The sequence below is a fragment of the uncultured Paracoccus sp. genome, assembly GCF_937873615.1.
Lineage (GTDB): Bacteria > Pseudomonadota > Alphaproteobacteria > Rhodobacterales > Rhodobacteraceae > Paracoccus.
In genome coordinates this window covers 191493-204602 of the sequence record NZ_CALMYP010000015.1, presented here as the reverse complement: position 1 = coordinate 204602, position 13110 = coordinate 191493, and the positions used below count along the sequence as shown (strand labels likewise).

Sequence of the window (13110 nt, the reverse complement as noted above, 5' to 3'; positions counted from 1 at the left end):
GCCTCGCTCTCTCAGGCGCTCTCCTCGCGCATGCCGGCCATTTCGGACAGTCTCTGGCAGGTTTCGACCAGCAGATGCGTGCAATCGGACATGTCGGGCGCGTCGGCTGCGTTCACCAGCGGAATGTAAGGCACGGTCAGCGCCGCGATGGCATTGCCATCCCCGGCAAGGATCGGCGCCGACAGGTTGAACACCCCCGCCGTCTGCGCCGAGGGCATGCTTTCATAGCCCTGCTCTCGGATGCGGTTGAAGCGTTCGGCCAGCGCCCGAGGCACGGTGCGACCGGCTTCGGCACGGTTTTCGGTCAGCATCATCTCGCGCCGCTCGGGCGTGTTGAAGGCCAGCAGGATATGGCCCGATCCGGTATCGAAAAGCCCGATATGCGAACCGACGCGGATGCTGATCCCCCAATAGGTCGGCGCCTCCTGCTGGGCGACGACGACGACCTGCCCCCGGTCGAAGACGGCCAGATGCACCGCCTGCCGGGCGCGCCCGGCCAGATCTCGCATCAGGGGCGTGGCATAGCTGACCAGCCGCCGCGTCGGCGCGTGCAGTTGCGCGAGGCCGAACATCTTCAGCGTCAGCGCGAAACGGTCGCCATCGATTCGGGTGACATAGCCGCGCCGCTGCAAACGGTCGAGCATCCGGTAAAGCTCGTTCGGGGTCCGGCCGAGGCTTTTCGCAATCTCGGCCTGGGTCAGCCCGCCGTCGATTTCAGCCAGCAATTCCAGCATATCCAGCCCCTTGTCCAAGGCCGGGGCACGGTAACGATCCTCTTCGGTCATCGTTCCTCCATGAATTGTCCAATTCATAAATGCCGAAATTTGCAAGCATTCCAGAAGGTTCTTGACACAAACTAGCATTCATCTTTGTATATGAACAGAGCACTTACTGATGCATGATCAAACATGCGGCAACCCGGTGCTCAAGGGAGGAAGACATGAAACTCTTGACCACCACCGCGCTGGTTCTGGTCGGCGCCACCGGCGTCATGGCGCAGGACCTGCCCGGCAAGTTCGACGGCGTGACCGTTCAGGCCAAGCTGATCGGCGGCCAGCAATACGAGGCACTCTACGCCCGCATCGCCGAATGGGAGGCGGCGACCGGCGCCAAGGTCGACGTGATCTCGAAGAAAAACCATTTCGAGCTGGATCGCGAAATCAAATCCGACATCGCCACCGGCCAGCTTGGCTGGTGCGTCGGCTCGAACCACTCGTCCTTCGCGCCGCAATATCCCGGCATCTATGCCGATCTGCGCGCGCTTCTGCCGGCAGAGGCCCTGGCGGATTTCGTGCCCGCCACGCTGGACGCGGCGACGCTGGAAGACAAGCTGGTCATGCTGCCCCGGGCGCAGTTCGATGTCTCGGCGGTCTATTACCAGAAATCGCTTTACGAGGATGAGGCAAACAAGATCGCCTTCAAGGAAAAACTCGGCTATGATCTGGCCCCGCCCTACACTTGGGACCAACTGGCCGATCAGGCGAAGTTCTTCGCCAACCCGCCGGATTTCTACGGCACCCAATATGCCGGCAAGGAAGAGGCCATCGCCGGGCGCTTCTATGAAATGCTGCTGTCGAATGGCGGCGAGTTTCTGGATGCCGAGGGCAAGCCCGCCTTCAACTCGGAAGCCGGGGCGGCGACGCTGCAATGGTTCGTCGATCTCTACAAGGCCGGCGCGGTGCCGAGCGGGGTGCCGAATTACCTCTGGGACGATCTCGGGCAGGGCTTCGCCTCGGGCACCGTCGCCATCGACCATGACTGGCCGGGCTGGATGGGCTTCTTCAACGACCCGGCTTCCAGCAAGATCGCCGGCAATGTCGGCGTGGCCCCGCCGCCCAAGGGATCCTCGGGCGCGCGCAGCGGCTGGTCGGGCTTCCACGGCTTTTCCGTGACCGAGGATTGCGCCACGCCCGAGGCCGCCGCCTCGCTGGTCTGGTTCCTGACCAACGAGGACAGCCAGAAGCTGGAAAGCGGCGCCGGCCCCTTGCCGACGCGCAACGCGGTCTGGGATCACATCATCGCCGAAGCGGCCAGCGATCCTTACCGTGCCGAGGCGCTCGCCGCCTTCCAGGTGGCCGCGCAGGGCGCCTATCCGGTGCCGCGCACGCCGAGCTGGATCGAGATCACCAATGTCGTCTATCCCGAGCTTCAGGCCGCGATCCTTGGCGACAAATCGGTCGAGGATGCGCTGAACGCCGCCGCCGAAGAAGCGACGCAGGTCCTTGAGGACGCAGGCGAGCTCTGATCGCCGAAAAGGGGGCCGCGATGGCCCCCTTCATCCCCTAACGCAAGAAGCGGAACGCGATGAAACCCTGGCGTCTATCCCCGCATATCCTGCTGCTGCTGCCGGCGGTTCTGGTGCTGCTGGCGGTGGTGATCCTGCCGCTGATCCTGTCCTTCTGGTCCAGCCTGACCCCGTTCCGGCTGACCCGGCCGGATTCGATCTATGACTTCGTCGGCCTGCGCAACTATGCCCGGCTGATGGGCGACGGCCAGTTCTGGTCGGCCTTCGGGCGCACGGTGCTGCTGCTGACCGTGGCGCTGAACCTGGAAATGCTGCTCGGCCTCGGTCTTGCCCTGCTGATCGAGCGCGCCAGCCGCGGGCAGCGCATCCTGCGCACGCTGCTGATGTTTCCGATGATGTTCTCGCCGGTGCTGGTGGGCTTCCAGTTCAAGTTCATGTTCAACGACAATGTCGGGCTGGTGAACAACGCCCTGCAATCGCTGGGGCTGACCAATAGCGCGATCCCCTGGCTGATCGACCAGCATCTGGCCTTCTTCTCGATCGTCGTGGCCGAGATCTGGTCCTCGACCTCGGTTTTCGCGATCTTCATCCTGGCCGGGCTGATGGCCATGCCCCGCGACCCGCTGGAGGCCGCGCGCGTCGATGGCTGCACGCCCTGGCAGACCTTCCGCTTTGTGACCTGGCCCTTCCTGATGCCCTTCGCCTTCATCGCCATGACCATCCGCTCGCTGGATGTGGCGCGGGCCTATGACATCATCAAGATCATGACCGATGGCGGCCCGGCGCGACGGACCGAGGTGCTCTGGACGCTGATCGCGCGCACCGGATACGCCGATTCCAAGATGGGCATGGCCAATGCCATGGCCTATGTCGCGATCCTGCTATCGATCCTGTTCACGGTCATCTTCTTCCGCAAACTCGCGCAATCCCGCGAACAGATCGCGGCGGAGTGGTAGCATGGACGCCAACAGATCATCCCGCATCCGCAAGCGCCTGACCCGCTGGGGGCTGAATATCGCGCTGTTTCTGGCCATGGCGATCATCTGCCTGCCGGGGCTGTGGATCGTGCTGAACTCGCTGCGCCCCACGGTCGAGATCATGGCCAAGCCCCCGGTCTGGATCCCGCATGAACTGAACTTCGATGCCTATGTGGCGATGTTTTCCGGCGTCGGCTCTGGTGGCATCCCGGTGATCGCCTATTTCCGCAACTCGATCATCATCGCCGTCACCTCGACCGTGATCGCGCTGGCGATCGGCATGGCCGGCGGCTATGCCTTCGCGCGCTATCGCTTCCGGGGCAAGTCGGGCTGGTTCCTTGGCCTGATGCTGACGCGGACGGTGCCCGGTATCGCGCTGTCGCTGCCTTTGTTTTTCATCTATGCGAAGCTTGGCATCATCGACACGCATTTCGGGCTGATCCTCGCCTATGTGGCGATGAACGTGCCCTTCACGGTCTGGCTGATCGACGGCTTCTTCCGTCAGGTCCCGCGCGATCTGGCCGAGGCGGCGCAGATCGACGGCTGCACCCGCTGGCAGGCCTTCTGGACGGTCGAGTTTCCGCTGGCCCGTCCCGGCATTGCCAGCGCCGGCATCTTCGCCTTCCTGACGGCGTGGAACGAATTCGCGCTCGCCTCGCAACTGACGCGCTCGACCAACAGCAAGACGCTGCCGGTCGGGCTTCTGGATTACACTGCGGAATTCACCATCGACTGGCGCGGCATGTGCGCGCTTGCCGTGGTGATGATCGTGCCGGCGCTGGCGCTGACCTATGCGGTGCAGAAACATCTCGTGTCCGGCCTGACCGCCGGCGCGGTGAAGGGATAGGACCATGGCCGATCTGACACTGAACCGGTTGGACAAGAGATATGGCGGCTTCCATGCCGTGAAGGGCATCGACCTTGCCGTCAGCGATGGCGAATTCGTGGCGCTTGTCGGCCCCTCGGGCTGCGGCAAGTCCACCACGCTGCGCATGATCGCGGGGCTGGAGGAGATCTCGGGCGGCGATATCCTGATCGGCGAAAGGCTGGTCAACGACCTTGCGCCGCGCCAGCGCAATATCTCGATGGTGTTCCAGTCCTATGCGCTTTACCCGCATATGACCGTGCGCGAGAACATGGGCTTCACCCTGAAGATCGCCAAGCGCCCGCAGGCCGAGATCGACGCCGCCGTGGCCGAGGCCGCCCGCGCGCTGGAGATCGAGCCATTGCTGGACCGCCGCCCGGCCCAGCTTTCCGGCGGTCAGCGCCAGCGCGTCGCCATGGGCCGCGCCATCGTGCGCAGCCCGGACGTGTTCCTGTTCGACGAACCGCTGTCCAACCTCGACGCCAAGCTGCGCGGCCAGATGCGGACCGAGATCAAGAAGCTGCATGCCCGGCTGGGCGCGACCGTGGTCTATGTCACCCATGATCAGGTCGAGGCGATGACCCTGGCCGACCGCATCGTCATCATGCGCGACGGCCATATCGAGCAGGCCGACACCCCCGACGAGGTCTTCAACCGCCCGGCCACACGCTTTGTCGCCGGCTTCATCGGCTCTCCGCCGATGAACATGATCGAGGCCGAGGTGAGGGGCGACCGGCTGCGCGCGCCCGACGGCGCCGAACTGCCCTTGCCGCAGGCATTCCGCGACCGCGTCAGCGAAGGGCAGCGGGTCACCTTCGGGCTGCGTCCTGACGACATTTATCCGACCGGCCACGGCCTTCACGCCGGCACGCAGGTCGAGACCCGCCCGCTGGAGGTCGAGCTGACCGAACCGCTCGGCAACGAGACCCTGCTGTTCATCCGCTTCGGCGGGCAGGAATGGACCAGCCGGATGCTGAACCCGCGCCACCTGCGCCGGGGCGAGGTGGTCGAATTCCAGTTCGACCTGTCGCGGGCGCATCTGTTCGATGCCGAATCCGGCCTCAGCCTGAGGGATGCGTGATGGCCCGGATCGAACGCATCCAGCTGGCCATGGTCGATCTGGCCCCCAAGGTCGAACGCCGGGATGCGATCCAGAGCTTCGTCAGTCAAGAAACCCCGCTGGTCGCCATCACCGACAGCGATGGCGGGCAGGGCATGGGCTATTCCTATACCATCGGCACGGGCGGGTCCTCGGTCATGCGGCTCTTGGCCGATCACCTTTGCCCGCGCCTGATCGGGCGCGAGGCGACCGAGGTCGAGGCGATCTGGCACGAGCTGGAATTCCTGACCCATGCCACCACCATCGGCGCCATCACCTCGATCGCGCTGGCGGCCATCGACACAGCACTTTGGGACCTGCGCTGCCGCAAGGCCGGGCTGCCACTGTGGCGGATGGCCGGCGGCGCGCGGCCATCCGCGCCCTGCTATACGACCGAGGGCGGCTGGCTGCACCTGCCGACCGAGGCGATTGTCGAGGACGCGCTGAACGCGCAGGCGCAGGGCTTTACCGGGTCCAAGGTCAAGATCGGCCGCCCCGTCATCGCCGAGGACGTGGCCCGCATCGCCGCGCTGCGCGAGGCCGTGGGCGACGGCTACGAGATCATGACCGATGCCAATCAGGGCTTTGCGCGTGACAGCGCGCGCCGCCGGGCCGAGGCGCTTGCCACCTTCAACCTCGCCTGGATCGAGGAGCCGCTGCCCGCCGACGATATCGCGGGCCATGTCTCGCTGGCCGCATCGACGCCCATTCCCATCGCTGTCGGCGAATCGCTCTATTCCATCCGCCATTTCGCCGAATATGCCGCCCGCGACGCCTGCGGGATCATTCAGGTCGATGCCGGGCGTATCGGCGGCATTACCCCCTGGCTGAAGGTCGCCCATATGGCCGAGGGCTTCGATATCCCCGTCTGCCCGCATTTCCTGATGGAGCTTCATGCCTCGCTGGTCTGCGCGGTGCAGAACGGGCGCTATGTCGAATATATCCCGCAACTGGACGAGATCACCCAGTCCGGGTTGCGCATCGAAAACGGACAGGCCTTCGCCCCCGAAACCCCGGGGCTTGGCATCGACTGGGATCTGGACGCCATCGCCGGGCGCGCCATTCCCGAATTCACCCGCTCGATCACCGAGGCCGCGCCATGATCCGCATGGGTTCCGTCATCGGCCTCGCGCCAGAGAAGATCGCCGAATACAAGGCGCTCCATGCCGCCGCCTGGCCCGGCGTTCTGGCCATGATCAGCGCCTGCCATATCCGCAATTACGTCATCTACCTGCGCGAGCCGGAAAACCTGCTGTTCTCGCATTTCGAATATCACGGCGAGGATTGGCAGGCCGATCAGGCGAAGATGGCCGCCGATCCGGTGACGCAGGAGTGGTGGGCGCTCTGCATGCCCTGCCAGCGCCCGCTGGACAGCGCGAAGGATGGCGAATGGTGGGCACCGATGGAGGAGGTGTTTTTCCATGCATGATCCCCTCTCGCTGCGCCAGCACTGGCCGGAACCGGCAACGCGCCGGCCCATCGTGATCTTCGGCGCGGGCTCGATCACCCGCGATGCGCATCTGCCGGCCTATGCCAAAGGCGGCTACGACATCGCCGGCATCTACGATCCCGACCGCAAGAAGGCGGCAGAACTGGGCCTGCCGGTCTTCGCCTCAATCGAGGACGCCGCGCGGGTCGAGGGCGCGGTCTTCGATCTGGCCACCCCGCCCGCCGCCCATGCCGGCATCCTGCGGGCGCTGCCGGAAGGCGCGCCGGCGCTGATCCAGAAGCCCATGGGCATGGACCTTGCCGGTGCGACCGAAATCCTGACGGTCTGCCGCGAACGCAGGCTGCTGGCGGCGGTGAATTTCCAGCTGCGCTTTGCGCCCATGATGATCGCCCTGCGCGACGCCATCGCGAAAGGCTGGCTGGGCGAGGTGGTGGACGTGGAAATGCACGGCGTCATGGCGACACCCTGGAGCCTCTGGGCCTTTCTGGACGGCCTGCCCCGGATCGAGATCACCATGCATTCGATCCATTACCTCGACAGCATCCGCATGATGCTGGGCGATCCCCTGGGCATCCATGCCAAGACCATGGGCCATCCCGGCCACAGGGTCGCGCAGACCCGCACCTCGGCCATTCTGGATTACGGCGACCGCGTCCGCTGCACGCTCTCGGTCAACCACGACTGGGATTACGGCCGCCCGCATCAGGCCTGCGAGATGCGCCTGGCCGGGACCGAGGGCGCGGCCTTTCTGCAACTGGGCGTCAATCTGAACTACCCGAAGGGAGAGGTCGATATCCTGCAGATACGCCCGAAAGCCGGCGACTGGATGGATGTTCCTCTGCAGGGCGCATGGTTTCCCGATGCCTTCACCGGGCGGATGCACAACCTGCAACGCGCCGCCGGCGGCGAGGAAGATCTGATCGCCCCGGTGGAAGACGCCTGGAAGACCATGGCGCTGGTCGAGGCCTCCTTCGTCTCCTCCCGCCAGCCCGCCACGCCAATCGAAAGCCCGCCCTGATGGAAATCACCCGCTATTTCGAGGATATCGAGATCGGCGAAAGCCGCACCACCTTCGGCCGCACGATCACGGAAACCGATTTCGTCACCCATGCCGGCCATACCGGCGATTTCTTTCCGCATCACATGGATGCGGTCTTCATGGCGGACAGCGAGTTCGGCCAGCGCATCGCCCATGGCACCATGGTCTTCGCCATCGGCATCGGGCTGACCGCGACGGTGATCAATCCGGTCGCCTTTTCCTATGGTTACGACCGGCTGCGCTTTGTCCGCCCGGTCTTCATCGGCGACACCATCCGCACCCGCGTCACCGCCGCCCGCAAGGAGGACGACCCGAAACGCGCCGATCACGGGCGGCTGTTCGAGAAGGTCGAGGTGCTGAATCAGGATGACCGGACCGTGCTGGCCTGCGAACATATCTACATCATCCAGAAAAGGGGGGCGGCATGACCGACCTGACCGGAAAGACCGTCCTGATCACCGCCGCAGCCCAAGGGATCGGCCGCGCCACCGCCGAAGCCTTCGCCCGCGCCGGGGCGAGCGTCCATGCGACGGATATCAACGAGGCCGGGCTGGCCACGCTCGGCGCGGTGCCGGGGATCAGGGCGCATGGGCTGGACGTGCTCGATACCTCGGCGGTGAACGATCTGGTGGCGCGGATCGGGGCCGTCGATGTGCTGTTCAACTGCGCCGGCTTCGTTCATGCCGGCACGATTCTGGACATGCCGAATACGGATTTCGACTTCGCCATCGACCTGAACGTGCGCTCGATGATCCGCACCATCCGCGCGGTCCTGCCCGGGATGCTGGACCGCGGCGAGGGCTGCATCATAAACATGAGCTCGGTCGCAAGCTCCATCAAGGGCGTGCCGAACCGCTTCGCCTACAGCACCACCAAGGCGGCGGTTCTGGGCCTGACCAAGGCGGTCGCAGCGGATTATGTGACCCGAGGCATCCGCTGCAACGCGATCTGCCCGGGCACGGTGCATTCGCCCTCGCTGGATGACCGGCTGGCGGCGACGGGCGATTACGACAAGGCCAAGCGCGATTTCATCGCCCGCCAGCCCATGGGCCGCATCGGCGAGGCGACAGAGATCGCCGATCTCGCCCTTTACCTCGCGGGCGCAACCTATACCACCGGTCAGGCCGTCTGCATCGACGGCGGCTGGACAATCTGAAAGGACATGAGATGAAACTCGTACGTTATGGCATGGCCGGCGCCGAGAAGCCGGGCCTGATCGACACCGACGGCCGGATCCGCGACCTTTCGGGGCATATTGCGGATGGCGCGGGCGCGGCCATCGACCCCGCGAAACTGGCCGAGCTTGGCCGGATCGACCCGGCCAGCCTGCCGCTGGTCTCTGGCGATCCGCGCCTTGGTCCTTGTGTCGGCGGGACCGGCAAGTTCATCTGCATCGGGCTGAATTACTCCGACCACGCCGCCGAAACCGGGGCCGAGGTCCCCAAGGAGCCGATCATCTTCATGAAGGCCAGTTCGGCCATCTGCGGGCCGAACGATCCGATCGTGATCCCGCGCGGCTCGGAAAAGACCGATTGGGAGGTAGAACTGGCCGTCATCATCGGCCGCCACGCCAAATATGTCAGCGAAGCCGAGGCTATGGAATATGTCGCCGGCTATGCGGTAACCAACGATGTCTCGGAACGCGCCTTCCAGATCGAACGCTCGGGCCAGTGGACCAAGGGCAAGAGCTGCGACAATTTCGGCCAGATCGGCCCCTGGCTGGTGACGAAGGACGAAATCGCCGATCCCCAGAATCTGAAGATGTGGCTGACCGTGAATGGCGAGAAGATGCAGGATGGCAGTTCCTCGACCATGGTCTTCGGGGTGGCGCATCTGGTCAGCTACCTGTCGCAATTCATGTCGCTGCATCCGGGCGACGTGATCTCGACCGGGACCCCTCCCGGCGTCGGGCTGGGGATGAAACCGCCGCGCTTCCTGAAGGCGGGCGATGTGGTCGAACTGGGGATCGAGGGCCTTGGCCAGCAGCGTCAGGACGTGGTGGCCGACAAATGAAGATCACCGGGCTGCGGACATATGACCTGAGATTTCCGTCCGAAGGCGCGCTTGACGGTTCGGATGCGATGAACCTCGACCCGGTCTATTCGGCGGCCTATGTGGTGCTGGAAACCGATGGCGGACATGAGGGTCACGGCCTGACCTTCACCATTGGTCGCGGCAACGAGCTTTGCGTGGCCGCGATCAGGGCGCTTGCCCCCCGCGTCGTCGGGCTGGACATGGACTGGATCCGCGAGGATCCGGGCCGGTTCTGGCGCCATGTCACCGGCGACAGCCAGCTGCGCTGGGTCGGCCCCGACAAGGGGGTGATCCATCTGGCGACGGGCGCCGTGGTCAACGCGGTCTGGGATCTCTGGGCGCGGGTCGAGGGCAAGCCGGTCTGGCGGCTGGTCGGCGAGATGTCCCCGGCCGAGGTCCTGAAGATCGTCGATTTCCGCTATCTCACCGATGCGCTGACGCCCGCCGAGGCGCTGGCGATTCTGGAACGTGCGCAGGACGGCAAGGCGGATCGCATCGCCGATCTGCAGGCGCAGGGTTATCCCTGCTACACCACCTCGGCCGGCTGGCTGGGCTATCCCGACGACAAGCTGCGCAGGCTCTGCCGCGAGGCGAAGGAAGCCGGGTTCAGCCATGTGAAGATGAAGGTCGGCCGCGATCTGCAGGACGATATCCGCCGCCTGACCATCGCCCGCGAGGAGCTTGGCTGGGACATCACCATGATGATCGACGCCAATCAGGTCTGGGAGGTCGATCAGGCCATCGACTGGGTCAAGGCGCTGGATTTCGCCAGGCCCTGGTTCATCGAGGAGCCGACCTCGCCCGACGACGTGCTGGGCCATCGCGCGATCCGGCAGGCGGTGGCGCCGGTGCGGGTGGCCACGGGCGAGATGTGCCAGAACCGGATCATGTTCAAGCAGTTCATCGCCGGCGGTGCCATCGACGTGGTCCAGATCGACGCCTGCCGCCTTGGCGGGCTGAACGAGGTGCTGGCGGTGCAGCTGATGGCGGCGAAATACGGGCTGCCGGTCTGGCCCCATGCCGGGGGGGTGGGCTTGTGCGAATATGTCCAGCACCTGTCGATGCTGGATTACATCGCCGTTTCCGGCACCCGCGAGGGCCGGGTGATCGAATATGTCGATCACCTGCACGAACATTTCTGCGATCCCTGCGAGGTTCGGGGCGGGGCCTATATGGCCCCCTCGCAGCCGGGATTCTCGATCCAGATCAAGACCGAAACGCTGGCCCGCTTCAGTCACCCCAACGCGACGACAGGCGGCTAACCGCAAGAAAGACGAAAGCCGGCGCGCCTCCAGCCGCAATCGCGTCAACCATTTGTTAACCAATAAAAATTATTGACTCCAAACGTCTGTCCGGTCTGATATGGTCGGGTAGGCGCAGACAGGTATGCAAGCATCTGATTCAAAGTCCAAACCGGAAGGGATCGCCGCCCGGCAATGCAGAACGTTGATCGGTTCAGCCTGACGATGGGGTGCGGATGACGGCTGCAACCGCGAAATATACCCCCTTCGACCGTGCCGAGGGCGCGCTGTTCGGCCTCGCCATCGGTGATGCGCTCGGCATGCCATCGCAAACCTTGTCACGCGCCGATATTCAAGCCCGTTACGGTCGGATCAAGGACTTCGTCGCCCCTTTCGACGATCACCCGGTCTCTCACGGCCTGACGGCAGGGCAGATCACCGACGATACCGAACAGAGCCTGCTTCTCGCCCGCCGCCTGATCGCCGATGCCGAGCGGTTCGATGAGCGGAAATGGGCCCGGGATCTCGTCGCCTGGGAAGACGGGATCAGGGCGCGCGGGCTGCGTGACCTGCTTGGCCCGTCGACCAAAGCGGCGCTTGATGCGCTCATGGCCGGGGCATCTCCGACCGAGACCGGACGGGCCGGGACAACCAATGGCGCGGCCATGCGGATCGCCCCGGTCGGCATAGCCACCACGCCAGAGCCTGAGTGGATCGTGGCCCGTGTGGTCGCGACCAGCCGCGTCACCCATCACACCGGAGAGGCGATTGCCGCCGCCTCAGCCGTGGCGATGGTCGTCTCGGCCGGCATCGACGGGGCGGATTTCGAAGACGCCCTGCCCCATGCACTCGATGCCGCGCGCCTCGGTCAGGGGTGGGGCAGCAGTGCCGGCATCGGCGATATGGCCGCCCGGATCGAGACGGCGCTGGATGTGGCAAGGACGGGCGATCTGGATCGGCTGATTGCGACGACCGGCAGTTCTGTGCAAAGCCATGAATCGGTCGCTGCGGCCTTCGGGCTGGTCATGCTGGCCGGCGGCGACGGCTGGCAGGCCATGCTGATTGCGGCCAATATCGGCGATGATACCGACACGATCGGCGCCATTGCCGGGGCAATGGCCGGCGCCTGCGCGGGTGCCTCCTCGCTGCCGAAGGATGCAATTGGGCGGGTCACGTCGGCAAACCGGCTGGACATCCCGGCCATCGCGCGGCAGTTGCTTGCCTTGCGCCACCGCGACATGGAGGCACGCCAATGACGAAGCTGATCCAGATCACCGGACCGGTGGTGGACCTCGTCTACCGGGTGCGGGAAATCCCGGCCTCGGGCGAAGAAGGGATTGTAACCGGCTTTCTCGCCGCGCCGGGCGGCGGGGCGAACTCTCTGGTGGCGGCGCGTGCAGCCGGGATGGAGGCCGCGCTTGGCGGCACCATTGGCACCGGGCCATTCGCAGAGATGACCCGCAAACTGTTGGCGGAACAGGCCATTCCCCATATCGGCGGCACCCATCCCGACCTCGATCAGGGGTTGTGCACTGTGCTGCTGGAGCCGGACGGAGAACGGACTTTCGTTTCCAATCACGGCGCCGAGGGGCATGTCACCGAAGCCGATCTGGCCCGGATCGAGGTATCGCCCGGGGATTGGGTCATGCTGTCGGGCTATACGCTCTTTTATCCTGCTGCCGCGCGGGCGGTGTCAGGCTGGATCTCGGCCCTGCCGCCAGAAATCAAGGTATTGTTCGACCCGTCCCCCATCGTGGCCGAAATCTCGTCGGAGCTTCTGGCCCCGGTTTTCGCCCGCGCCGACTGGATCAGCGCCAATTTCGAGGAGGGCGTAACCCTGGTCGGCTTCGACAAGCCCGGTCGGGTCGCGATGGGTCTGGCCAGAAACCGGCAGGGTGCCGTCCTGCGACGCGGTGCCGATGGCGCCTGGCTGGCAACCGAGGGGCGGCTGGACAAACTGCCCGCGCCCGAGGTCAAGGCCATCGACAGCAACGGCGCCGGCGATTGCCATATCGGCAGTTTCATCGCCGAGCTGACGCGGTCAGGCGATCCTCTGCGGGCCACGCGCTACGCCAATATTGCCGCTGCCCTGTCCACGACCCGCGACGGGCCGGCAACCCCGCCGCCTCGCGACGAAGTCATGAAGCTGCTTTAGGCCGT

Annotated in this window: 14 protein-coding genes; 13 read left to right on the top strand and 1 reads right to left on the bottom strand. The window is 65.1% G+C overall.

Features of this window, described 5'->3' with window-relative positions; translation table 11 throughout:
* Positions 1-11: 11 nt before the first annotated feature.
* A complete protein-coding gene (locus Q0330_RS04545) occupies positions 12-785 on the bottom strand; it encodes an IclR family transcriptional regulator (protein ID WP_299475081.1) in 774 nt (257 codons plus the stop codon).
* Positions 786-940: 155 nt separating this feature from the next.
* Between Q0330_RS04545 and Q0330_RS04540 the strand changes: the two genes are divergently transcribed.
* The 13 genes from Q0330_RS04540 (at position 941) to Q0330_RS04480 (ending at position 13105) form a co-directional block, all read left to right on the top strand.
* A complete protein-coding gene (locus Q0330_RS04540) occupies positions 941-2245 on the top strand; it encodes a sugar ABC transporter substrate-binding protein (RefSeq protein ID WP_299475078.1) in 1305 nt (434 codons plus the stop codon).
* Between the two features lie 59 nt (positions 2246-2304).
* Complete coding sequence (locus Q0330_RS04535) at positions 2305-3201, top strand: sugar ABC transporter permease (protein WP_299475075.1); 897 nt, start codon at positions 2305-2307, stop codon at positions 3199-3201.
* A 1-nt stretch (position 3202) separates the two neighbouring features.
* Complete coding sequence (locus Q0330_RS04530) at positions 3203-4069, top strand: carbohydrate ABC transporter permease (protein ID WP_299475072.1); 867 nt, start codon at positions 3203-3205, stop codon at positions 4067-4069.
* Between the two features lie 4 nt (positions 4070-4073).
* Positions 4074-5168, top strand: a complete 1095-nt coding sequence (gene ugpC, locus Q0330_RS04525; protein WP_299475069.1) for a sn-glycerol-3-phosphate ABC transporter ATP-binding protein UgpC — start codon at positions 4074-4076, stop codon at positions 5166-5168.
* Complete coding sequence (locus Q0330_RS04520; protein ID WP_299475066.1) at positions 5168-6289, top strand: mandelate racemase/muconate lactonizing enzyme family protein; 1122 nt, start codon at positions 5168-5170, stop codon at positions 6287-6289. The genes ugpC and Q0330_RS04520 overlap by 1 nt, the downstream gene beginning before the upstream one ends.
* Positions 6286-6615, top strand: a complete 330-nt coding sequence (locus Q0330_RS04515) for an L-rhamnose mutarotase (RefSeq protein ID WP_299475063.1) — start codon at positions 6286-6288, stop codon at positions 6613-6615. Before Q0330_RS04520 ends, Q0330_RS04515 begins: the two co-directional genes overlap by 4 nt.
* Complete coding sequence (locus Q0330_RS04510) at positions 6608-7654, top strand: Gfo/Idh/MocA family oxidoreductase (RefSeq protein ID WP_299475061.1); 1047 nt, start codon at positions 6608-6610, stop codon at positions 7652-7654. The genes Q0330_RS04515 and Q0330_RS04510 overlap by 8 nt, the downstream gene beginning before the upstream one ends.
* Positions 7654-8103: a MaoC/PaaZ C-terminal domain-containing protein gene (locus Q0330_RS04505; RefSeq protein WP_299475058.1), complete on the top strand. Its 450-nt coding sequence runs from the start codon at positions 7654-7656 to the stop codon at positions 8101-8103. The genes Q0330_RS04510 and Q0330_RS04505 overlap by 1 nt, the downstream gene beginning before the upstream one ends.
* Positions 8100-8831 (top strand): SDR family oxidoreductase, encoded by a 732-nt coding sequence (locus tag Q0330_RS04500; protein ID WP_299475055.1) that lies wholly within the window; start codon positions 8100-8102, stop codon positions 8829-8831. The genes Q0330_RS04505 and Q0330_RS04500 overlap by 4 nt, the downstream gene beginning before the upstream one ends.
* An 11-nt stretch (positions 8832-8842) precedes the next feature.
* Positions 8843-9688, top strand: a complete 846-nt coding sequence (locus Q0330_RS04495) for a fumarylacetoacetate hydrolase family protein (protein WP_299475052.1) — start codon at positions 8843-8845, stop codon at positions 9686-9688.
* Positions 9685-10971: an L-fuconate dehydratase gene (locus Q0330_RS04490; RefSeq protein WP_299475049.1), complete on the top strand. Its 1287-nt coding sequence runs from the start codon at positions 9685-9687 to the stop codon at positions 10969-10971. Before Q0330_RS04495 ends, Q0330_RS04490 begins: the two co-directional genes overlap by 4 nt.
* Before the next feature lie 215 nt (positions 10972-11186).
* Positions 11187-12206, top strand: a complete 1020-nt coding sequence (locus tag Q0330_RS04485) for an ADP-ribosylglycohydrolase family protein (RefSeq protein WP_299475046.1) — start codon at positions 11187-11189, stop codon at positions 12204-12206.
* Complete coding sequence (locus tag Q0330_RS04480) at positions 12203-13105, top strand: PfkB family carbohydrate kinase (RefSeq protein WP_299475043.1); 903 nt, start codon at positions 12203-12205, stop codon at positions 13103-13105. The genes Q0330_RS04485 and Q0330_RS04480 overlap by 4 nt, the downstream gene beginning before the upstream one ends.
* The last annotated feature ends 5 nt before the right edge of the window (positions 13106-13110 follow it).